Below are 20,466 nucleotides of genomic sequence, written 5' to 3'. Positions count from 1 at the left end.
TTCTGGTGTTATCGGAGAGGCTTTTGGTGTTTTGCCCTGACGCTCATCACGCAGTTGTTTGCCCCATCTTGTCATTGTGGAAAGGCCAACATCCATAGCTTTGGCGGCATCTGCCACCGTGTATTTCTGGTCAACAACCAGTTGAGCGGATTCGCGTTTAAACTCTGCGCTAAAATTTCTTTTTTTCATTGGAGCACCTGTGTTGTTCTGAGGTGAGCATATCACCTCTGTTCAGGTGGCCAAATTCAGTGTGCCACTTCAGGTTACGCATGGTTTACCTCCAGACGTTTAGCGAGCCAGCGTTGCGACAGGCGGGTGAGTTCTCCTTTGCGCTGCTCATATTCCATGCCCATATCAATTAACGTGATATTGGTGCTTTCGAGATAGGCGAGGTGTTCAAGCTGTGCTGCGTTCATGCTGTCCCGTGGTTCGCCAGTAATGCCATTTGCCTGCGCCCACTGCTTCGCCGTCATGCCACCCAGCACGATACGGGCGATCATGTTGCTCTCGTTGCTGTAGTGGCGCTGCTGCGTCGTTTTGCCCATCTCGGCACGGGCCATATTCAGCGCATCGCACATTGGCTTAAAGTTGTTTGCGGCACTGAGACGGGCTTTTAGCTGGCGACGATAGCGGGCGGCGATTTCAGGCACGCTACGCTGTAATTCTTCCTCGCACTGGATGAAATAACGGCGGATAGCGCGGCCCTGCTCGTTGCGTTCAACCATTGCCACTTCTTTAGCCATATCCAGCGATAGCAGGTAATCATGCTCTATTTGCTGGCGAGTTTTTGCGCTCGCCCGTTTTGGCGTGCTCAAATTTTCAACACGGATAAAATCGGTTCCGGCAATAAAACCGTACTGGTCAATTCGGCCTTTAATCCAGTTAGTAAAGTCGCGGCCCACCCCCAGCGCTTTATGCAACGCCTTAGCGCTCACAATATTGGCTTCACGCCCGCCAATGCGTCCGGCAATAACGGGAACAATAGCGGCAAAGTCGTTGCCGTTAATTACTCCCGTGTTAACGTTGGGTTGCGGGGCGGCCCCCGAACTGAATCGGCTTTTTTCGATAGTCATATTTTCGGCTCCGTTATGCGGCGGTGAGATTGTCCGGGTATAGATTGAGAATGTCGGCAATTTCAGGCTGAGAAAGTCCCTGATAGCCGCCAGCGTCGGCGTTATGGTTCACAAGCCGAATAACTTTTAGAACGTCACCGCGCCCGGTAAAGCGATAGCGTAAATGTGACCCTATCCCGTCGGGGTTCTTTTCGTCTATACGCTCAAGCTGAATATCAAGCCTGCGCTCTAACTCGCTGGCGTAGTTCCTTCCAGACGAAAGGCGGCAATAACGCAGAATGTCATTTTCTGTCCATCCCTCTATACCAGTACGCAGCATATAGACTCTGGCACGATGCTTTTTCGGTGTGCGCTTTGGTGCTTGAAGGGATTTTGTAAGGGGCGTAACATCAGATACGCGAATATCTGAATTAGCCGCCTGTAATGGGCGGTTTTTCTTTTCCATCAGGCCACCTTCCCGCGGCGTTCTGCCAGCCAGTTGTGAATCTCAACCGCATCAAACGCAGTTATTTTTTCTCCCAGCTTTACCGGACGTGGTAGTGAACCGTTTCTTACTTTACGGTCGATGGTGGATACACTAACGCCCAGCAATTCAGCCAGGCGGAAGCGTCTGATATAGCCTTTTGTAGGGATAGTGTCGATGTTCATGATTCCCGTAACCTCTTAGCGATAGTTGTTGCTTCGTTACGGGTATTTAATGGCGTGCACGCTCAAAAAGGAATGATCGTATTTTTTACTATCGTGATAGTAAAATTTACTATCACCTTTTTTTCCCTGCCGTGGTGCGTTCTTCCGGTGTTCTGTCTGCGTCGGCTATGAGTTTCTTCAGGTAATCTATGGATGGCTCATCATAGCCGCCCCCCAAAAGCGCCCAGTGGTTTATTGTGGCGTTCGCCCATGCTTCGTTGGTTTCCTTCCCGTTCTTCCCTTTACACTCTTCTGGGTAGTGCCGCTTCACATAAATCAACGCCAAGAGGCAAATTTCGCGCTTTTGCCTGTGGCGCTCTCTGTTTCCGTGCTCAACGTTTTTAACATCCTCATAAAGAGCTTGTAAGTTTATGCGAGTTTCGGGGCTGTATATGGGCTGGTTTTTGTCCATGCATTCGCCGATATATTCAACCCACGGCCTTGTTATGTACAAATCCTCTACGGATATTTCGTGGAAGGCATGTTTTGTATAATCGAGAAAAAAATAATAATTCGCACTTACGTCTAGTTCTCTTTTTCTGTGTGCGGGGCTGAATATGCGTGCGGGAGTGTCAATAGAATCAAGCCCTGCGATGTCGAGTATATAGGAGGCGTTAACATGCCATAGCCCAAGCACATGGCAATCTATATGATTTACAACGCCTGCCTTAAAGCTTTTTTCGTCCTCTACTTCAGTGATTATGTCGGCAAGTAATAAGCAGTCTTCTTTGACGTCTGGGAATAAAGAGCAATTGCGGTAAAGACTCGCGATGCTATGTAATGTGCCGTCGTAGCCGCAAAGGTACGCGCTCAAATATATAGATTCTGCCGCCGCCATAATCAAAAGATCATCAATATCTATTTCTAATAATTCGGCTGCTCTGTTAAGCCTGAAAAAAGGGGCGGGTGGTAATTTTTTCATTGTGTCACCTTTTACGCTGCGCCTTATTTTGTGATTGAGCCAGGCGGTAAGGCTTCCCGCTTTTCGCCCCGTCGAGCTAGGCTCAATCTATTCAGTTAGTTCGCCCTTCTGAGAGGCGTTACGTTGTAGTCTTTTCCGCTTTCCAGTGCCACCAGCAGATCAGCCCACTGTGCCAGTGCTGCTTTACGCTCATCAAAATACTGATGGCGGTTATAAATCCCCTCTACGCCCTTAATGCGATGATTGAGGCATCGTTCCGCCACAACAGGATCAACACCCAACGCTGCTAAATGAGTACGTGCGGTGCGTCGAAAGTCGTGAATCGTGAAATTAGGCACATCCGGCATTTCGGCGCGAACCTTAGCCAGTGCTACGGGTAAAGTGCTTTCCTGAATATGTGGGATCATTCTGTTTTGCATCTTCCTGGCCGGAAGCACCCATGCGCTATTACATGAAAAGGTGTGTAGCTCTCTCAACCATTCAACGGCTGGGGAAGGTAGAGGTATATCAATAGGGTCTCCGTTTTTGCTGCGTTCTTCCGGCAAATGCCATACCGCACCATCTAAATCAAACTCTTCCCATCGTGCGGCGCATAATTCCATTTTGCGGACGCATAACGCTAACAGTAATTTGAACGTGATTTCGTTCTGGCGACTGAATCCCTTAGCCGTGCGCATGGCTTTGAATAGCTGGATTAACTCATCGCGGGTTAACCAGCGGTCACGGGCAGCTTCTTTCCCTCCGGCGTCTGCCACCTCAAAGGCTGAACAGGGGTTAATCTCTAGCGCGTGCCGTTTGATTCCGTAGTCGAATATGCGGCGCGTCCATCTCAGCACGTCCGTTGCTATGGTCGGCGCTCCACGGTCAACAATACCTTTCAGCATGTCATCGATATGGCGCGGTTTCACGTCCTCTACCTTCATGCTGCCAATGCAGGGGTTTATATCTTTGTCGATACGGCGGCGGAGTATATCGGGGTGCTTCCAGCGCGGGAGGATCTGACGCTCAAAGTATTCAGCGGCAAGCTCTGAAACGCGCATAGCGTTCTTCTCTGCTTCCATCTTCGCCAGTGCTTCGGTTTTGCGCTTCTGCTTCTCTCCTGCAACGTCATAGCCCAGCGCAACGCGAGCCGATAGCTCTTTGGCTGTCTCTCTGGCCTTTGATAGTGATAGCTCGCTATACGAACCAATTAGCATGGCGCGGGACTTCCCTGCGAGTTTATAGCGGAATCTCCATGTGGGGGTTTTGTCGGCTTCACGGTAACGTAGGTATAAACCGTTACCGTCTGCCCGCCCCTCGAATCGCTCTCCGCTCTTAATCCATGCGCGGATCTGCATGTCTGTTAGTTTTGGCATTTTGCGAATATCCAAACTTTGAATAGGGGGTGTACCCAAAGCAATGTACCCAAACCTCATTGGGTACACCTTTGTGTACACCATAATCATGCGCTTTGTTGCGTCTTTATGATAGCCCATGATAACAAAAAAGCCCGCTGGGTTGCGGGCTTGGTGTGATTTATGCGTTGTCCTAAATGTTGCTGATAGCTTACTCGATATTCTGAATCTGCTCGCGCATCTGCTCAATCAACACTTTCAGCTCAATCGCGGAGTTTGTCACTTCGGCATTGATAGACTTCGACGCAAGAGTGTTCGACTCGCGGTTGAATTCCTGCATCATAAAGTCCAGACGACGACCAACGGCTTCTTTTTTCTTCAGAATGTTGTAGGTCTCTTTGACATGCGCTTCCAGGCGGTCCAGTTCTTCGGCAACGTCAATTCGTTGTGCCAGCAGAACCAGCTCCTGCTCCAGACGGTTGTTTTCCAACTGAACCTGAGCATCTTCCAGCTTCGCGACCAGACGCTCACGCTGCCATTGCAGGATTTCCGGCATATGGGCGCGGACTTTGACCACTTCGGCGGTGACGCCTTCCAGACGCTGCTCGATCAATGCTTTCAGTGCCTGACCTTCGGTTTCGCGCGCGACAATAAAGTCGTCCAGCGTACCATCCAGCGCCGCGAGAATTTCAGCGGCAATGGCGTCAAGATCCTGCTCCTGGGCTGCCATCACGCCCGGCCAGCGTAGAATATCAACCGGGTTGATTTCCCCTTCGTCACTCTGCATTTTTACCCAGTTCGCGGCAGTTACCAGCTGTTTAGCCAGTTTTTCGTTGAGGATCAGCTCACCTTGCGCGCTAATATCTGGCTCATAGCGCAGGGTACATTCCACTTTACCGCGCGTCAGGCGAGAACGAATACGCTCGCGAACGACAGGTTCAAGGCTACGGAACTGCTCCGGCAGACGAAAGTAAGTTTCCAGATAACGCTGGTTTACCGAGCGCATTTCCCAGGTTGCGCTCCCCCATTCACCCTTGATTTCACGCCGGGCGTAGGCGGTCATACTGCGGATCATAGACGTTCCTGTTTATAAAAGGAGAGGTGGAAGGATTATAGCCATCGATGCCTTGTCAGGATAGGAATAACCGCCGGAAGTCCGTATAATGCGCAGCCACATTTGTTTCAAGCCGGAGATTTCAATATGCGTCCAGCAGGCCGTAGCAATAATCAGGTGCGTCCCGTTACCCTGACTCGTAACTATACAAAACATGCAGAAGGCTCGGTGCTGGTCGAATTTGGCGATACCAAAGTGTTGTGTACCGCCTCTATTGAAGAAGGCGTGCCGCGCTTCCTGAAAGGTCAGGGCCAGGGCTGGATCACCGCAGAGTACGGCATGCTGCCACGTTCTACCCACACCCGTAACGCTCGTGAAGCGGCGAAAGGTAAGCAGGGTGGACGCACAATGGAAATCCAGCGTCTGATCGCCCGTGCTCTTCGCGCGGCAGTAGATTTGAAAGCGCTGGGTGAGTTCACCATTACGCTGGACTGCGACGTGCTTCAGGCTGATGGTGGCACGCGTACCGCGTCGATTACGGGTGCCTGCGTGGCGCTGGCAGATGCGCTACAGAAGCTGGTGGAAAACGGCAAGCTGAAAACCAACCCGATGAAAGGGATGGTAGCCGCAGTTTCTGTCGGAATTGTGAACGGCGAAGCGGTTTGCGATCTGGAATACGTTGAAGACTCTGCCGCAGAGACCGACATGAACGTAGTGATGACCGAAGACGGGCGCATCATTGAAGTGCAGGGGACGGCAGAAGGCGAGCCGTTCACCCATGAAGAGCTACTCACCTTGTTGGCTCTGGCCCGAGGGGGAATCGAATCCATTGTAGCGACGCAGAAGGCGGCGCTGGCAAACTGATTTTTAAGGCGACTGATGAGTCGCCTTTTTTTTGTCTGTAGAAAAGTAAGATGAGGAGCGAAGGCATGAAACCATATCAGCGCCAGTTTATTGAATTTGCGCTTGGCAAGCAGGTGTTAAAGTTTGGCGAGTTTACGTTGAAGTCCGGGCGCAAAAGCCCCTATTTCTTCAACGCCGGGCTGTTTAATACCGGGCGCGATCTGGCACTGTTAGGCCGTTTTTACGCTGAAGCGTTGGTGGATTCCGGCCTTGAGTTCGATCTGCTGTTTGGCCCTGCTTACAAAGGGATCCCGATTGCCACCACTACCGCCGTGGCGCTGGCGGAGCATCATGACCTTGACCTGCCGTACTGCTTTAACCGCAAAGAGGCAAAAGACCACGGTGAAGGCGGCAATCTGGTTGGTAGCGCGTTACAAGGACGCGTAATGCTGGTAGATGATGTGATCACCGCCGGAACGGCGATTCGCGAATCGATGGAGATTATTCAGGCTAATGGCGCGACGCTTGCTGGCGTGTTGATTTCGCTTGATCGTCAGGAACGGGGGCGCGGCGAGATTTCGGCGATTCAGGAAGTTGAGCGTGATTACAACTGCAAAGTGATCTCTATCATCACCCTGAAAGACCTGATTGCTTACCTGGAAGAGAAGCCGGAAATGGCGGAACATCTGGCGGCGGTTAAGGCCTATCGCGAAGAGTTTGGCGTTTAAAGAAACTCGCCGGATGAAAAGTCATCCGGCGTCATATTACTGCAACTGTGCCGCAATTAGCGGCCAGCGGGCGTCAAAATCATCCGTCGGGCGGTATTTAAATTCGCTGCGGACAAAACGTGACAGCATACCTTCACAGAAGGCCAGGATCTGGCTTGCCAGCAGGGTTTCATCGGTGGTGTAACCTTCACCCTCACGCATTCTCTTTTCACGCAATACCTGACGCAGCTGCGCTTCAATACGCTCGAACAGCTGGTTGATGCGCCCTTGCAGGCGATCCTGTTCAAACATTAGCGCATGACCAGTGAGGATGCGGGTCAGGCCAGGATTACGCTCACCAAAACCGAGAAGCAGCAACACAATCAGACGCAGGCGCGCTGTGGTGTCTTTCTCATCTTTCAGAATCAGGTTGATGCGAGTAATCAGGCTATCTTCGATAAACTCAATCAGGCTATCGAACATGCGGGTCTTACTGGGGAAGTGGCGATACAGTGCCGCTTCGGAAACGCCGACAGAGGCGGCCAGTTTTGCCGTCGTGATACGTTGGCTTCCATCGCTGGATTCCAGCATCAGCGCCAGAGACTGAAGTATTTCCTCGCGACGGTTCCTTTTCGCAGTTTGTTTTTCTGCCATGTTACAAAATACCCCTGAAAATAAGCACCTGCCAGGCGGCACCCACGCTATGACCGCAAACGAAATGTTTGCGGCTATGTTATGACGTTATTCGGATGCGTATGTGTTACTGACGACCAGAGTGACCAAAGCCGCCTTCACCGCGGTCGGTGGCGTCGAAATCTTCCACCAGATTAAATTCAGCCTGTACTACCGGAACAAAAATCATCTGGGCGATGCGTTCGCCAGGTTGAATGGTGAAGCTGTCCTGACCACGGTTCCACACGGAAATCATCAACTGGCCCTGATAGTCGGAATCGATCAATCCTACCAGGTTACCAAGCACGATACCGTGCTTATGTCCCAATCCGGAGCGCGGCAGCATCATTGCCGCCAGTGAAGGATCGGCAATATGAATCGCCAGCCCGGTCGGAACCAGCGTAGTGTCACCCGGAGCCAGTTCTACGGCGTCGTCGAGACAGGCACGCAGGTCAAGTCCGGCAGAGCCAGAGGTGGCATAAGTCGGGAGCGGAAATTCCTTCCCAACGCGCGGGTCCAGAATCTTAACGTCGATTTTTTTCATCATAACGGGTCACGATCTCGTCGAGTAATAGTTGGCCAAGGAGCTCTTTGCGCTCAAGCGGTAAGACTTTATCTCCGTCCTGCCAGAAAAGGTGTAATGCGTTGTTTTCGCTGTTAAATCCTTGAGTTGGCTGGGAAACATCGTTCGCGCAGATCAGATCAAGGTTTTTACGGATACGTTTTTGCCGGGCGTATTCTTCCACATTATTTGTTTCGGCGGCAAATCCAACGACGTAGGGTCGATGGTCTTTTAGTGCGGCAACGCCTGCGACGATATCGGGGTTTTTAACCATTTTTATTGTTAATTCATCACCCTGCGTGGCCTGCTTTTTGATTTTTTCTGGGGCCACGGTAGCTGCGCGATAATCCGCCACGGCGGCGCAGCCGATAAAAATATTTTGCTGCTGTACAGAAGCATTCACGGCGGCTTCCATTTCCAGCGCGGTCATCACATCAACACGTTTAACAAACGGTGGCGTCGGTAGTGAAACCGGACCTGATACCAGCGTGACGTTCGCGCCACGACGGGCAGCGGCAGCGGCGATAGCAAAACCCATCTTGCCGGAGCTGTGATTAGAGATATAACGCACGGGATCGAGCGGTTCACGCGTCGGACCGGCGGTAATCATAATGTTCAGATGTTTCAGGTCGTTGACGGGCGAAAAATGCGCCACCGCCATATCCACAATGGTTAACGGATCGAGCATTCGCCCAGGACCGATATCACCACAAGCCTGACTGCCACTGTCTGGCCCCCAGATGAGCAAACCACGGGAAGCAAGCCCCTCTAAATTATGCTGCGTGGCAGCGGCACGGTACATCTGCTGGTTCATGGCGGGGAGCACGGCTACAGGCGCAGGTGTAGCCAGACAAATCGTCGATACCAGGTCATTCGCCATTCCGGCAGCAACACGGGCAATCAAATCTGCCGTGGCAGGGGCGAGAATCACTAAATCAGCCCATTTACCCAGCTCAATATGGCCCATAGCGGCTTCGGCTGCCGGGTCCAGCAAACTGTCGGAAACGGGATAACCAGAAACCGCCTGCAAGCTAAGTGGGGTGATAAAGGCTTTTGCCGCTTCGGTCATGGCTACGCGGACGTCGGCCCCGCGATCGCGCAAACGACGCACCAGTTCAGGGGTTTTATAGGCAGCAATACCGCCGCTAACGCCGAGAACGATTTTTTTACCGGCCAGGCTCATGATGATTTTTCCTGTTGGGTGACACCAGAAGTTGGCGATTTTATCACAATACTTTTGTTGTCGTGCCTTCACCTGAGAATCACTTTGCGAGGCGCTTTCCAGGATTGAAAACTGGCCGTCGATTTAACGGAACGGCTATGACAGGATGCGAGCACCACAAAGGAGGTGAAGGTGAAAAACAATTCACAGCTGTTGATGCCGCGCGAAAAAATGCTGAAGTTTGGTATTAGCGCCTTAACGGATGTCGAGCTGCTGGCGCTATTTCTGCGTACCGGAACGCGCGGTAAAGATGTATTAACCCTGGCAAAAGAGATGCTGGAGAATTTCGGCTCTCTTTATGGCTTGTTAACCTCTGAATATGAACAATTTAGTGGCGTTCATGGAATTGGCGTGGCGAAATTTGCCCAGTTAAAGGGGATTGCTGAACTGGCGCGGCGTTACTACAACGTGCGGATGCGTGAAGAAAGCCCTTTACTCAGCCCGGAGATGACGCGGGAATTTTTACAAAGCCAGCTTACGGGTGAGGAGCGGGAGATCTTTATGGTGATCTTTCTCGACTCACAACACCGGGTTATAACGCATAGCCGTCTTTTTTCCGGCACGCTAAACCATGTTGAAGTCCATCCTCGGGAAATTATCCGCGAAGCGATAAAAATAAACGCCTCGGCGCTGATCCTTGCACATAATCACCCTTCGGGTTGTGCTGAACCCAGTAAAGCGGATAAACTCATTACTGAACGGATAATAAAGAGTTGTCAGTTCATGGATTTACGCGTGCTCGACCATATCGTGATTGGGCGTGGAGAGTATGTTTCTTTTGCCGAACGCGGCTGGATTTAACCCGCTATGCGCGATCCTTCGGGATCTTTGTCTGTTCGGGACTTGAGCACATCGCTGAGTCAGCGTATACTACGCCACCTTTGAGAATCTCGGGTTTGGCATTTGGGCCTGGCAATCGAGAGTTCACATAGAACTGCGATGACTGGGCTGTAAAGCCTGACGAGGCGCCAATACCCCATACGAAGCTCGAGCTAATTTGATTTTTGGAGAATAGACATGTCCCGAGTCTGCCAAGTTACTGGCAAGCGTCCGGTGACCGGTAACAACCGTTCCCACGCACTGAACGCGACTAAACGCCGTTTCCTGCCGAACCTGCACTCTCACCGTTTCTGGGTTGAGAGCGAGAAGCGTTTTGTCACCCTGCGCGTATCTGCTAAAGGTATGCGTGTAATCGATAAAAAAGGCATCGATACAGTTCTGGCTGAACTGCGTGCCCGTAGCGAAAAGTACTAAGTACTTAGAGGAAATAAATCATGGCTAAAGGTATTCGTGAGAAAATCAAGCTGGTTTCTTCTGCTGGTACTGGTCACTTCTATACCACTACGAAGAACAAACGTACTAAGCCGGAAAAACTGGAACTGAAAAAATTCGATCCAGTTGTTCGCCAGCACGTGATCTACAAAGAAGCGAAAATCAAATAATTCTCGCTTTGATGTAACAAAAAACCTCGCTCCGGCGGGGTTTTTTGTTATCTGCTTGCCCCCATATTGACTGCATCTGTTCATTCCTGGAGATGCTATGCCTGAATTACCCGAAGTTGAAACCAGCCGCCGCGGCATAGAACCGCATCTCGTTGGTGCAACCATTCTTCATGCAGTGGTGCGCAACGGACGCTTGCGCTGGCCGGTTTCAGAAGAGATCTACCGTTTAAGCGACCAACCAGTGCTTAGCGTGCAGCGGCGGGCTAAATATCTGCTGCTGGAGCTGCCTGAGGGCTGGATTATCATTCATTTAGGGATGTCTGGCAGCCTGCGCATCCTTCCAGAAGAACTTCCCCCTGAAAAGCATGACCATGTGGATTTGGTGATGAGCAACGGCAAAGTGCTGCGCTACACCGATCCGCGCCGCTTTGGTGCCTGGCTGTGGACCAAAGAGCTGGAAGGGCATAATGTGCTGGCCCATCTTGGACCGGAGCCGCTTAGCGACGATTTCAATGGTGAGTATCTGCATCAGAAGTGCGCGAAGAAAAAAACGGCGATTAAACCGTGGCTGATGGATAACAAGCTGGTGGTAGGGGTAGGGAATATCTATGCCAGCGAATCACTGTTTGCGGCGGGGATCCATCCGGATCGGCTGGCGTCATCACTGTCGCTGGCAGAGTGTGAATTGTTAGCTCGGGTGATTAAAGCGGTGTTGCTGCGTTCGATTGAGCAGGGTGGTACAACGCTGAAAGATTTTCTGCAAAGTGATGGTAAACCGGGCTATTTCGCTCAGGAATTGCAGGTTTACGGGCGAAAAGGTGAGCCGTGTCGGGTGTGCGGTACGCCGATTGTGGCGACTAAACATGCGCAGCGGGCAACGTTTTATTGTCGGCAGTGCCAGAAGTAATTCATGCGCGCCGGATCGCATACCATCCGGCATAAACGCTACGCTAACTTCGCCATCAGCGCCTGATGGACATTCTCCGGCAGGAAATGGGTGACATCGCCCTGATGGCGCGCCACCTCTTTCACCAACGATGAAGAGATAAACGACCACTCTTTCGACGGCATCAGAAACACACTTTCCAGTTCCGGCATTAAGTGGCGATTCATATGCGCCAGCTGCATTTCATATTCAAAATCCGCCACCGCACGCAGGCCACGAATCAGCACCGTAGCGTGTTGATTACGGGCGAAGTTCGCCATCAAATCACTAAACCCAACTACTTCCACGTTCCCCAGATGCGCGGTTGCCTGCTGTGCCAGCGCCACACGCTCTTCCAGGGTAAACATCGGTTTTTTACTGGGGCTGGCGGCAATCGCCAGAATAACGTGATCGAACATTTGCGTGGCGCGCGTCACGATATCGATATGACCATTGGTAATGGGATCGAAAGTACCCGGATAAATCGCCCGTTTTTGCATAACAACCTCAATGCGTTTTCGGTGGCAGGTAAGGTTCCAGCAGTTGAAGCAGGCGCTGTAGCGCGCCCTGGTTTTGATACAGTACTTCAACGGCATGACGGCCATAGAAACTACGGTAATCGGCGTCGGTGAGTAAAGAGGAAACCTCTTTTGCAAGCGTAGTGGCATCGGTAACGGTAATCAGCCCGCTTGCCTGCTCCAGCCGCGCGCAAATGTCTTTAAAATTAAAAGTATGCGGCCCCATCAATACCGGAATAGCGTGTGCGGCAGCTTCCAGCGGATTATGCCCACCACGTTCAACCAGTGAACCGCCAACAAAGGCGAGATCGGCAATGCCGTACAGTAACATCAACTCGCCCATCGTATCGCCAACCACAACCTGCGTGCTGGTGGAGGGGACTTCCCCTGAAGAGCGTGTGATATAGCTTAGTCCAGCCTGGCGGACAAGGTTAATCGCATCCGGGAAGCGTTCTGGATGACGGGGTACCAGGATGAGCAATAAATTCGGGAATTGCTGTAACAATACCTGATGTGCGGCGATCACCACACTCTCTTCACCTTCGTGAGTGCTGGTGGCAATCCATACCGGGCGGTGTGGTGCCCACTGGCGGCGCAGCGTCACGGCTTTAGCAGCCAACTGCGGCGTTACAGAAATATCGAATTTCAGGCTACCGGTAACGGTTACCTGGTTATTTTTTGCGCCCAGCGCCACAAAACGTGCACCATCTTCTTCATTTTGGGCGGCAATCAGCGTAATACGACGCAGCAAGCGACGGACGAATTTACCCAGTTTGGCATAACCTGCGGCCGAGCGGGCAGAGAGTCGCGCGTTCGCGATCACCAGCGGAATTTTACGTTTATGTAGCGCCGCAATCAGGTTAGGCCATAGTTCGGTTTCCATAATCAACACCAGTTTAGGGTCGACTTTATTCAGGAAACGATTAAGTGCATCGGGCAGGTCATACGGCAGATAAACGTGCTGAACATCCTTCCCGAAAGCCGATTGTACGCGCTCCGAACCGGTTGGCGTCATGGTTGTAACGGTAATCGGTAAATCAGGATAACGATGACGCAGCGCGCGCACCAACGGGATCGCCGCCAGAGTTTCACCGACGGAGACGGAGTGCAGCATAATGCCGCCTGGTTTTAGCGGATGGCGGTAAAAACCGTAACGTTCACCCCAGCGTTTTCGATAGGCCGGAGCCTTACGTCCGCGCACCCAGAGCCGTATCCAGATCAGCGGCTGAATAAGGTAGAGAAGGGCGGTGTAAAGCAATTCGAGCATAGTAAATAGCTGACTTATGGATGTGCTGGGGATTCTATGTATTTAGCTGTGGCTTTACCATTACTTTTCCCGTTTTTGACTTAAATAGCAATTTACCCGCCAATTCTTGCTGAACATCTATACTTTTTTTGTATTTTTATGCGATTCATTGATTTCTGCTGTACGTGCAGGAAGGAATCGCAGAGCAACAGTGAAAGAATATGGTTGCTAATGATTTTATTTGATTGATTTCTTTATTGAAAATCAACAATGTGCTTAAAAATCATTCGGGTCGGATTGCCGCGAAAGAAGTGATACACTAGCGCGTCAATATCAGTGCGGTATCAGTATTCAGGTAGCTGTTGAGCCTGGGGCGGTAGCGTGCTTTTTCTGCTTCACCTTAATCGGATAATCTCAACAAAAAGAGTTACTTGTGGATAAGCTATTTCGAAGAATTTTGCTCATTAAGATGCGTTTTCATGGGGATATGTTATTAACTACTCCCGTCATTAGTTCGCTGAAAAAAAATTACCCTGACGCAAAAATCGATGTGCTGCTTTATCAGGACACCATCCCGATCCTGTCTGAAAATCCAGAGATTAACGCGCTCTACGGCATAAAAAATAAAAAAGCAAAAGCCTCAGAAAAAATTGCCAACTTTTTTCATCTCATCAAGGTATTACGTGCCAATAAGTATGACCTTATCGTCAATCTCACCGATCAATGGATGGTTGCTATACTGGTTCGCTTATTAAATGCCCGTGTGAAAATTTCCCAGGATTATCATCATCGGCAGTCTGCTTTTTGGCGTAAAAGTTTCACCCATTTGGTGCCGTTGCAGGGTGGAAATGTGGTGGAAAGTAACTTATCCGTGCTGACCCCATTGCGAGTTGATTCGTTGGTGAAGCAGACAACCATGAGTTACCCGCCTGCAAGCTGGAAACGTATGCGTCGCGAACTTGATCATGCTGGTGTTGGACAAAATTATGTGGTTATCCAACCTACGGCGCGGCAAATCTTCAAATGCTGGGACAACGCCAAGTTTTCCGCTGTGATTGATGCCTTACATGCTCGTGGTTATGAAGTTGTTCTGACGTCCGGCCCAGATAAAGACGATCTGGCCTGCGTCAATGAAATTGCGCAGGGATGCCAGACGCCACCAGTAACGGCGCTGGCTGGAAAGGTGACCTTCCCGGAACTTGGTGCGTTAATCGATCATGCGCAGCTGTTTATTGGCGTTGATTCCGCACCGGCGCATATTGCCGCTGCAGTTAATACGCCGCTGATATCGCTGTTTGGTGCGACAGACCATATTTTCTGGCGTCCCTGGTCAAATAACATGATTCAATTCTGGGCGGGAGATTACCGGGAAATGCCAACGCGCGATCAGCGTGACCGAAATGAGATGTATCTTTCGGTTATTCCGGCGGCAGATGTCATTGCTGCTGTCGATAAATTACTGCCCTCCTCCACGACAGGTACGTCGTTATGATCGTTGCTTTTTGTTTATATAAATATTTTCCCTTTGGCGGTTTGCAGCGCGATTTTATGCGTATTGCTCAGACAGTCGCCGCCCGAGGTCATCATGTTCGGGTTTATACCCAGTCGTGGGAAGGCGAATACCCTGATGTATTTGAACTGATCAAAGTGCCGGTTAAATCGCATACCAATCACGGGCGCAATGCGGAGTATTTTGCCTGGGTGCAAAAACATTTACGCGAACATCCCGTCGATAAAGTCGTTGGATTCAACAAAATGCCGGGGCTGGACGTTTATTATGCCGCTGATGTTTGTTATGCCGAGAAAGTCGCGCAGGAAAAAGGCTTTTTCTATCACCTGACGTCACGTTATCGCCATTATGCCGCCTTTGAGCGGGCAACCTTCGAACAGGGCAAGCCGACACAGCTGCTGATGCTGACAGATAAGCAAATCGCCGATTTCCAGAAACATTATCAGACTGAAGCGGAGCGTTTTCATATTCTGCCACCGGGGATTTATCCTGATCGTAAATATAGCCAGCAGCCAGCTAATAGCCGTGAAATCTTCCGTAAGAAGAATGGAATAACCGAACAACAATATTTATTGTTGCAGGTCGGTTCAGACTTCACGCGTAAAGGTGTCGATCGTTCCATTGAAGCACTTGCTTCGTTACCGGATTCGCTGCGCCACAACACATTGCTATATGTTGTTGGACAGGATAAACCGCGAAAATTTGAGGCGCTGGCAGAAAAACGCGGCGTGCGCAGTAATGTTCACTTCTTCTCGGGGCGCAACGATGTCTCGGAATTAATGGCGGCGGCGGATTTATTACTGCATCCTGCCTACCAGGAAGCAGCGGGAATTGTGCTACTGGAAGCGATTACTGCAGGATTACCGGTACTAACAACAGCCGTTTGTGGCTATGCGCATTATATTGTCGACGCCAATTGCGGCGAGGCTATTGCTGAGCCATTCCGCCAGGAAACATTGAATGAGATTTTACGCAAAGCGTTAACGCAATCTTCATTGCGCCAGGCCTGGGCGGAAAATGCGCGACATTATGCTGATACACAAGATTTATACAGTCTGCCAGAGAAAGCGGCGGATATCATAACGGGTGGTCTGGATGGTTGAACTTAAAGAGCCGTTTGCCACGTTATGGCGCGGTAAAGATCCTTTTGAGGAAGTTAAAACCTTGCAGGGTGAGGTTTTTCGTGAACTGGAAACTCGCCGCACTCTGCGATTTGAAATGGCGGGCAAAAGCTATTTTCTCAAATGGCATCGCGGCACGACCCTGAAAGAGATAATCAAAAATTTACTCTCATTGCGGATGCCAGTATTAGGCGCAGACCGCGAATGGAGTGCGATTCATCGACTGCGGGATGTCGGCGTTGATACTATGTATGGGGTGGCATTTGGCGAAAAAGGTATTAATCCGCTGAGCAGAACCTCGTTTATTATTACCGAAGATCTGACCCCAACCATCAGTCTGGAAGATTACTGTGCTGACTGGGCGACCAACCCACCAGATGTTCGCGTAAAGCGTATGCTTATTAAGCGTGTCGCGACGATGGTGCGCGATATGCATGCTGCGGGCATTAACCACCGTGACTGTTATATCTGTCATTTCCTGCTGCACTTGCCTTTTTCCGGTAAGGAAGAGGAGTTAAAAATTTCGGTAATTGACCTACACCGGGCGCAGCTTCGCACGCGCGTTCCACGTCGTTGGCGCGATAAAGATCTTATAGGGCTTTATTTTTCTTCAATGAATATTGGCCTGACTCAGCGGGATATCTGGCGGTTTATGAAAGTGTATTTTGCCACCCCGCTTAAAGACATTCTCAAGCAGGAACAAGGACTGCTGTCGCAAGCAGAAGCAAAAGCCACAAAAATCAGGGAAAGAACGATTCGAAAATCGTTGTAATTTCCGGAGAGAAATATGAGTGCCCACTATTTTAATCCACAAGAGATGATCAATAAGACAATCATCTTCGATGAAAGGCCAGCGGCGTCAGTGGCATCATCATTCCATGTTGCTTATGGCATTGATAAAAACTTTCTTTTTGGTTGTGGTGTTTCAATCACGTCAGTTTTGTTACATAACAACGACGTGAGTTTTGTTTTCCACGTTTTTATTGATGATATCCCTGAAGCCGATATCCAGCGTTTAGCCCAATTGGCGAAAAGCTATCGTACCTGTATCCAGATCCATCTAGTAAATTGTGAACGGCTTAAGGCATTACCGACGACCAAAAATTGGTCTATTGCCATGTATTTCCGTTTTGTAATTGCAGATTACTTTATTGATCAACAAGATAAGATCCTTTACCTGGATGCTGATATCGCCTGTCAGGGAAACTTAAAGCCGCTGATAACAATGGATCTTGCCAATAACGTTGCTGCTGTTGTTACTGAACGCGATGCTAACTGGTGGTCGTTACGGGGTCAAAGTCTGCAGTGTAATGAACTTGAAAAGGGCTACTTTAATTCAGGTGTCCTGTTAATTAATACACTAGCGTGGGCGCAGGAGTCCGTTTCTGCTAAAGCGATGTCGATGCTTGCTGATAAAGCCATCGTTTCCCGTTTCACCTATATGGATCAAGATATCCTTAATCTTATCCTGTTAGGGAAAGTTAAATTCATTGATGCTAAATACAATACGCAATTTAGTTTAAATTATGAATTAAAAAAATCATTTGTTTGTCCAATTAATGATGAAACCGTATTAATTCATTATGTCGGCCCGACAAAACCCTGGCATTACTGGGCCGGTTATCCAAGTGCGCAACCTTTTATCAAAGCCAAAGAAGCATCGCCCTGGAAAAATGAACCGTTAATGCGGCCAGTTAACTCAAACTATGCTCGTTATTGCGCCAAGCATAATTTTAAACAAAATAAACCAATTAACGGGATAATGAATTATATTTATTATTTTTATTTAAAGATAATAAAATGAAATTGAGAAAAGTTAAATGAATGAATTTATAAAAGAACGGTTTTCGTATTTAGCAGATAATAAAAAAGAAAACGCCCCAGAGCTAAATGTTTCCTACGGTATCGATAAGAATTTTTTGTATGGTGCTGGCGTTTCAATTTCTTCCGTTTTGATTAATAATTCAGATATTAATTTTGTCTTTCATGTTTTCACTGATTATGTGGATGATGATTATTTAAAGTCATTTAATGAAACAGCAAAACAATTTAATACCTCAATTATTGTATATTTAATTGACCCCAAATACTTTGCTGATCTGCCGACGTCACAGTTTTGGTCATACGCGACATACTTCAGGGTATTGTCTTTTGAATATCTGAGTGAAAGTATTTCCACACTGCTGTATCTGGATGCCGATGTTGTTTGTAAAGGAAGCCTGAAACCTCTCACAGAAATTATATTTAAAGATGAGTTTGCTGCGGTCATTCCTGACAATGATAGTACTCAGGCGGCATGTGCAAAACGCCTCAACATTCCCGAAATGAATGGACGTTATTTCAATGCAGGCGTTATCTATGTCAATCTTAAAAAATGGCATGAAGCAAATTTGACACCGTATTTACTCAAACTTTTACGAGGGGAAACTAAATATGGCTCTCTTAAATATTTAGATCAGGATGCGTTGAATATCGCATTTAATATGAATAATATCTACCTTGCGAAGGATTTTGATACTATTTATACCCTGAAAAACGAACTTTATGATCGTAGTCATCGAAAGTATCAGCAAACCATTACCGATAAAACAGTGTTGATTCACTATACAGGGATAACTAAACCATGGCATAGCTGGGCTGGATATCCGTCTGCATCATACTTTAATATCGCGCGTGAACAATCTCCCTGGAAGAAATATCCTCTTAAAGAGGCGCGGACTGTTGCAGAAATGCAGAAACAATATAAGCATCTGTTTGCCCATGGTGAGTATATAAAAGGCATAACTTCATTAATTAAGTACAAGCTTAAGAAATAAATTACTCTTATGATTACAAGTATACGTTATCGCGGCTTCTCATTTTATTACAAAGATAATGATAATAAATATAAAGAAATCTTTGATGAAATACTGGCCTATAATTTTAAAACAGTAAAAGTATTATGTAATATTGATGATACCAAAGTATCGTTGATTGATACGAAATATGGTCGCTATGTTTTTAAAGTCTTTGCTCCGAAAACGAAAAGGAATGAACGTTTTTTAAAATCTTTTGTAAAAGGTGACTACTATCAGAATTTGATCGTTGAAACCGATCGTGTCAGAAGTGCAGGTCTTACTTTTCCTAATGATTTTTATTTTCTGGCTGAGCGTAAAATTTTCAACTATGCCAGTGTTTTTATCATGCTTATCGAGTATGTCGAGGGCGTAGAGCTCAATGATATGCCGATTATTCCAGAAAATGTTAAAGCAGAAATTAAGGCTTCGATGGAAAAATTGCATGCCTTAAATATGCTATCGGGCGACCCACACCGGGGTAACTTTATCGTTAGTAAAGATGGTGTCAGGATAATTGACCTATCCGGTAAAAGCTGTACGGCAGAGCGTAAAGCTCGTGATCGTCTGGCCATGGAACGTCACCTGGGTATTGCCAACGAAATAAAAGATTATGGCTACTATTCAGTAATCTACAGAACCAAACTACGCAAATTTATTAAAAAATTAAAAGGCAAAGCGTAAACCACACAGTCAAAACGGAACCAACATGGATTTATTAGCAGAGAGTATTACTGAAGTCGCTGTCTCTGGGGAAATTGCTAACACCGATCGTGTGTTAAATATCGCTTACGGTATTGACCGTAACTTTTTATTTGGTGCGGCAGTATCTATGCAATCAGTTGTTATGCATAACCCGGACCTTGCGGTTAAGTTTCATCTCTTTACCGACTACATTGATGAAGATTATCTACAACGTGTTAATGCTTTTACCAGCAAAAATGCTAACGTTGAAGTAATAATTTATAAAGTCTCCAATGCCTTTATTGATATCTTCCCCAGCCTGAAACAGTGGTCTTATGCAACATTCTTCCGTTTAGTTGCGTTCCAGTATTTGAGTGAAACTATTGAAAATCTGTTATATATCGATGCTGATGTCATCTGTAAAGGCTCATTAGCTGGATTGCTTGATATTAATTTTGATGAGGATAAGTTCGCAGCTGTTATTAAAGATGTGCCTTTTATGCAGGAAAAACCAGCGAAGCGTCTGGCTATAGAGGGACTTCCAGGGAATTATTTCAACGCCGGTGTAGTATATCTGCAGCTTGAAGCATGGGCGAAAAATGATTTTATGAATAAAGCCATTGCTATGCTGGCAAGTGACCCGCAGCACACGAAGTATAAATGCCTTGATCAGGATATTTTAAATATTCTGTTCTTTGGTCATTGTAATTTTATTAGCGGCGATTATGATTGCTTTTATGGCATTGACTATGAGTTAAAAAATAAAAGCGATGAAGATTATAAAAAGACCATTACCGATGATACTAAGCTGATTCATTATGTTGGCGTAACGAAGCCCTGGAACGACTGGACGAATTATCCCTGCCAGAAGTATTTTAATGAGGCTTATCAGGCTTCTTGCTGGAATGATGTGGCGTTTATTCCAGCCACGAATGAAAAGCAGTATCAAGTGAAATATCAACATGCAAAGAAAAATGGTGATACGTTTAACGCTTTTATTTACTTCATTAAATTTAAATTAAATAAGTATAAAAGAAAACTATTTGGATAATAATAAAAATCATGGATGTCTGAGTTACAATAATAATTAAGGATGAGTACTATCATATT

At 47.9% G+C, this 20,466-nt stretch carries 25 protein-coding genes; 13 read left to right on the top strand and 12 right to left on the bottom strand.

Annotation, left to right across the window (positions count from 1 at the left end; translation table 11 throughout):
- From BHE85_RS06970 to BHE85_RS06940, 7 genes are all read right to left on the bottom strand, one after another.
- Positions 1-189 (bottom strand): IS3 family transposase (locus tag BHE85_RS06970; RefSeq protein WP_000747015.1); only part of this gene is annotated, 189 nt, incomplete at its 3' end.
- 74 nt (positions 190-263) lie between these two features.
- Positions 264-1,073: an antA/AntB antirepressor family protein gene (locus tag BHE85_RS06965; protein ID WP_000151282.1), complete on the bottom strand. Its 810-nt coding sequence runs from the start codon at positions 1,071-1,073 to the stop codon at positions 264-266.
- 13 nt (positions 1,074-1,086) lie between these two features.
- Positions 1,087-1,518, bottom strand: a complete 432-nt coding sequence (locus BHE85_RS06960; protein WP_000412536.1) for a hypothetical protein — start codon at positions 1,516-1,518, stop codon at positions 1,087-1,089.
- The gene (locus tag BHE85_RS06955; protein WP_001018038.1) at positions 1,518-1,721 is read right to left on the bottom strand and encodes a helix-turn-helix transcriptional regulator; all 204 of its coding nucleotides are present in this window, start codon (positions 1,719-1,721) and stop codon (positions 1,518-1,520) included. Before BHE85_RS06955 ends, BHE85_RS06960 begins: the two co-directional genes overlap by 1 nt.
- Positions 1,722-1,833: 112 nt before the next feature.
- Complete coding sequence (locus BHE85_RS06950) at positions 1,834-2,682, bottom strand: hypothetical protein (protein WP_000735988.1); 849 nt, start codon at positions 2,680-2,682, stop codon at positions 1,834-1,836.
- A 95-nt stretch (positions 2,683-2,777) separates the two neighbouring features.
- A complete protein-coding gene (locus tag BHE85_RS06945) occupies positions 2,778-4,037 on the bottom strand; it encodes a tyrosine-type recombinase/integrase (RefSeq protein WP_004987560.1) in 1,260 nt (419 codons plus the stop codon).
- A gap of 190 nt (positions 4,038-4,227) precedes the next feature.
- Positions 4,228-5,091 (bottom strand): YicC/YloC family endoribonuclease, encoded by an 864-nt coding sequence (locus BHE85_RS06940; RefSeq protein WP_000621321.1) that lies wholly within the window; start codon positions 5,089-5,091, stop codon positions 4,228-4,230.
- 126 nt (positions 5,092-5,217) lie between these two features.
- Here BHE85_RS06940 and rph point away from each other — a divergent pair, with 126 nt between their 5' ends.
- Both rph and pyrE read left to right on the top strand, forming a co-directional pair.
- A complete protein-coding gene (gene rph, locus BHE85_RS06935) occupies positions 5,218-5,934 on the top strand; it encodes a ribonuclease PH (RefSeq protein ID WP_001247093.1) in 717 nt (238 codons plus the stop codon).
- A 65-nt stretch (positions 5,935-5,999) separates the two neighbouring features.
- Complete coding sequence (gene pyrE / locus BHE85_RS06930; protein WP_000806161.1) at positions 6,000-6,641, top strand: orotate phosphoribosyltransferase; 642 nt, start codon at positions 6,000-6,002, stop codon at positions 6,639-6,641.
- Between the two features lie 36 nt (positions 6,642-6,677).
- Here the strand turns inward: pyrE and slmA are convergent, their stop codons facing one another.
- The 3 genes from slmA to coaBC form a co-directional block, all read right to left on the bottom strand.
- Positions 6,678-7,274: a nucleoid occlusion factor SlmA gene (gene slmA, locus BHE85_RS06925; protein WP_000818601.1), complete on the bottom strand. Its 597-nt coding sequence runs from the start codon at positions 7,272-7,274 to the stop codon at positions 6,678-6,680.
- A gap of 106 nt (positions 7,275-7,380) precedes the next feature.
- Positions 7,381-7,839 (bottom strand): dUTP diphosphatase, encoded by a 459-nt coding sequence (dut, locus tag BHE85_RS06920; protein ID WP_000976070.1) that lies wholly within the window; start codon positions 7,837-7,839, stop codon positions 7,381-7,383.
- Positions 7,817-9,037 carry a bifunctional phosphopantothenoylcysteine decarboxylase/phosphopantothenate--cysteine ligase CoaBC gene (coaBC, locus tag BHE85_RS06915; protein ID WP_000050125.1) on the bottom strand — a complete coding sequence of 407 codons (1,221 nt, stop codon included), beginning with the start codon at positions 9,035-9,037 and terminating at the stop codon, positions 7,817-7,819. Before coaBC ends, dut begins: the two co-directional genes overlap by 23 nt.
- Positions 9,038-9,208: 171 nt before the next feature.
- On the opposite strand from coaBC, the gene radC reads away from it, so the two are divergent.
- The 4 genes from radC to mutM all read left to right on the top strand — a co-directional run bounded on the left by radC (position 9,209) and on the right by mutM (position 11,425).
- A complete protein-coding gene (gene radC, locus BHE85_RS06910) occupies positions 9,209-9,877 on the top strand; it encodes a RadC family protein (protein WP_001298959.1) in 669 nt (222 codons plus the stop codon).
- A gap of 216 nt (positions 9,878-10,093) precedes the next feature.
- Positions 10,094-10,330, top strand: a complete 237-nt coding sequence (gene rpmB, locus BHE85_RS06905; protein WP_004987425.1) for a 50S ribosomal protein L28 — start codon at positions 10,094-10,096, stop codon at positions 10,328-10,330.
- 20 nt (positions 10,331-10,350) lie between these two features.
- Positions 10,351-10,518, top strand: coding sequence for a 50S ribosomal protein L33 (gene rpmG / locus BHE85_RS06900; RefSeq protein ID WP_001051798.1), 168 nt, complete (start codon positions 10,351-10,353; stop codon positions 10,516-10,518).
- A gap of 97 nt (positions 10,519-10,615) precedes the next feature.
- Complete coding sequence (mutM, locus tag BHE85_RS06895) at positions 10,616-11,425, top strand: bifunctional DNA-formamidopyrimidine glycosylase/DNA-(apurinic or apyrimidinic site) lyase (RefSeq protein WP_001114533.1); 810 nt, start codon at positions 10,616-10,618, stop codon at positions 11,423-11,425.
- Positions 11,426-11,463: 38 nt separating this feature from the next.
- Here mutM and coaD read toward each other — a convergent pair whose 3' ends face one another.
- Entirely contained in the window at positions 11,464-11,943 is a 480-nt protein-coding gene (gene coaD, locus BHE85_RS06890) for a pantetheine-phosphate adenylyltransferase (protein ID WP_001171866.1), read from the bottom strand.
- A gap of 7 nt (positions 11,944-11,950) precedes the next feature.
- On the bottom strand, positions 11,951-13,228 hold the full coding sequence (gene waaA, locus BHE85_RS06885) for a lipid IV(A) 3-deoxy-D-manno-octulosonic acid transferase (protein ID WP_000891570.1): 1,278 nt from the start codon (positions 13,226-13,228) through the stop codon (positions 11,951-11,953).
- 412 nt (positions 13,229-13,640) lie between these two features.
- Here waaA and rfaQ point away from each other — a divergent pair, with 412 nt between their 5' ends.
- From rfaQ to BHE85_RS06850, 7 genes are read left to right on the top strand one after another with little or no spacing between them, the layout of a single operon-like run.
- A complete protein-coding gene (rfaQ, locus tag BHE85_RS06880) occupies positions 13,641-14,699 on the top strand; it encodes a lipopolysaccharide core heptosyltransferase RfaQ (protein WP_000359319.1) in 1,059 nt (352 codons plus the stop codon).
- A complete protein-coding gene (locus BHE85_RS06875) occupies positions 14,696-15,820 on the top strand; it encodes a glycosyltransferase family 4 protein (protein ID WP_000634269.1) in 1,125 nt (374 codons plus the stop codon). Before rfaQ ends, BHE85_RS06875 begins: the two co-directional genes overlap by 4 nt.
- Entirely contained in the window at positions 15,813-16,610 is a 798-nt protein-coding gene (gene rfaP / locus BHE85_RS06870) for a lipopolysaccharide core heptose(I) kinase RfaP (protein ID WP_039064315.1), read from the top strand. The genes BHE85_RS06875 and rfaP overlap by 8 nt, the downstream gene beginning before the upstream one ends.
- 15 nt (positions 16,611-16,625) lie before the next feature.
- On the top strand, positions 16,626-17,642 hold the full coding sequence (waaO, locus tag BHE85_RS06865; RefSeq protein ID WP_001272731.1) for a lipopolysaccharide 3-alpha-galactosyltransferase: 1,017 nt from the start codon (positions 16,626-16,628) through the stop codon (positions 17,640-17,642).
- Positions 17,643-17,658: 16 nt separating this feature from the next.
- Entirely contained in the window at positions 17,659-18,654 is a 996-nt protein-coding gene (locus BHE85_RS06860) for a glycosyltransferase family 8 protein (protein WP_001001720.1), read from the top strand.
- Positions 18,655-18,663: 9 nt separating this feature from the next.
- Complete coding sequence (rfaY, locus tag BHE85_RS06855; protein WP_000633078.1) at positions 18,664-19,356, top strand: lipopolysaccharide core heptose(II) kinase RfaY; 693 nt, start codon at positions 18,664-18,666, stop codon at positions 19,354-19,356.
- Positions 19,357-19,381: 25 nt separating this feature from the next.
- On the top strand, positions 19,382-20,407 hold the full coding sequence (locus BHE85_RS06850) for a UDP-galactose--(galactosyl) LPS alpha1,2-galactosyltransferase (protein WP_000364784.1): 1,026 nt from the start codon (positions 19,382-19,384) through the stop codon (positions 20,405-20,407).
- Positions 20,408-20,466: the final 59 nt, after the last annotated feature.

Source organism: Shigella sp. FC1567, from assembly GCF_001743015.1.
GTDB classification, from domain to species: Bacteria; Pseudomonadota; Gammaproteobacteria; order Enterobacterales; family Enterobacteriaceae; genus Escherichia; species Escherichia coli.
The sequence above is the reverse complement of the archived record's forward strand: the minus strand, read 5'-3'. Positions and strand labels throughout refer to the sequence as shown.

Bases quoted from the DNA above. Each gene is read 5' to 3' on its own strand.
- BHE85_RS06965 (WP_000151282.1), bottom strand. From the start codon at position 1,073: ATGACTATCGAAAAAAGCCGATTCAGTTCGGGGGCCGCCCCGCAACCC.
- BHE85_RS06960 (WP_000412536.1), bottom strand. From the start codon at position 1,518: ATGGAAAAGAAAAACCGCCCATTACAGGCGGCTAATTCAGATATTCGC.
- BHE85_RS06955 (WP_001018038.1), bottom strand. From the start codon at position 1,721: ATGAACATCGACACTATCCCTACAAAAGGCTATATCAGACGCTTCCGC.
- BHE85_RS06950 (WP_000735988.1), bottom strand. From the start codon at position 2,682: ATGAAAAAATTACCACCCGCCCCTTTTTTCAGGCTTAACAGAGCAGCC.
- BHE85_RS06945 (WP_004987560.1), bottom strand. From the start codon at position 4,037: ATGCCAAAACTAACAGACATGCAGATCCGCGCATGGATTAAGAGCGGA.
- BHE85_RS06940 (WP_000621321.1), bottom strand. From the start codon at position 5,091: ATGATCCGCAGTATGACCGCCTACGCCCGGCGTGAAATCAAGGGTGAA.
- rph (WP_001247093.1), top strand. From the start codon at position 5,218: ATGCGTCCAGCAGGCCGTAGCAATAATCAGGTGCGTCCCGTTACCCTG.
- pyrE (WP_000806161.1), top strand. From the start codon at position 6,000: ATGAAACCATATCAGCGCCAGTTTATTGAATTTGCGCTTGGCAAGCAG.
- slmA (WP_000818601.1), bottom strand. From the start codon at position 7,274: ATGGCAGAAAAACAAACTGCGAAAAGGAACCGTCGCGAGGAAATACTT.
- dut (WP_000976070.1), bottom strand. From the start codon at position 7,839: ATGATGAAAAAAATCGACGTTAAGATTCTGGACCCGCGCGTTGGGAAG.
- coaBC (WP_000050125.1), bottom strand. From the start codon at position 9,037: ATGAGCCTGGCCGGTAAAAAAATCGTTCTCGGCGTTAGCGGCGGTATT.
- rpmB (WP_004987425.1), top strand. From the start codon at position 10,094: ATGTCCCGAGTCTGCCAAGTTACTGGCAAGCGTCCGGTGACCGGTAAC.
- rpmG (WP_001051798.1), top strand. From the start codon at position 10,351: ATGGCTAAAGGTATTCGTGAGAAAATCAAGCTGGTTTCTTCTGCTGGT.
- mutM (WP_001114533.1), top strand. From the start codon at position 10,616: ATGCCTGAATTACCCGAAGTTGAAACCAGCCGCCGCGGCATAGAACCG.
- coaD (WP_001171866.1), bottom strand. From the start codon at position 11,943: ATGCAAAAACGGGCGATTTATCCGGGTACTTTCGATCCCATTACCAAT.
- waaA (WP_000891570.1), bottom strand. From the start codon at position 13,228: ATGCTCGAATTGCTTTACACCGCCCTTCTCTACCTTATTCAGCCGCTG.
- BHE85_RS06875 (WP_000634269.1), top strand. From the start codon at position 14,696: ATGATCGTTGCTTTTTGTTTATATAAATATTTTCCCTTTGGCGGTTTG.
- rfaP (WP_039064315.1), top strand. From the start codon at position 15,813: ATGGTTGAACTTAAAGAGCCGTTTGCCACGTTATGGCGCGGTAAAGAT.
- waaO (WP_001272731.1), top strand. From the start codon at position 16,626: ATGAGTGCCCACTATTTTAATCCACAAGAGATGATCAATAAGACAATC.
- BHE85_RS06860 (WP_001001720.1), top strand. From the start codon at position 17,659: ATGAATGAATTTATAAAAGAACGGTTTTCGTATTTAGCAGATAATAAA.
- rfaY (WP_000633078.1), top strand. From the start codon at position 18,664: ATGATTACAAGTATACGTTATCGCGGCTTCTCATTTTATTACAAAGAT.
- BHE85_RS06850 (WP_000364784.1), top strand. From the start codon at position 19,382: ATGGATTTATTAGCAGAGAGTATTACTGAAGTCGCTGTCTCTGGGGAA.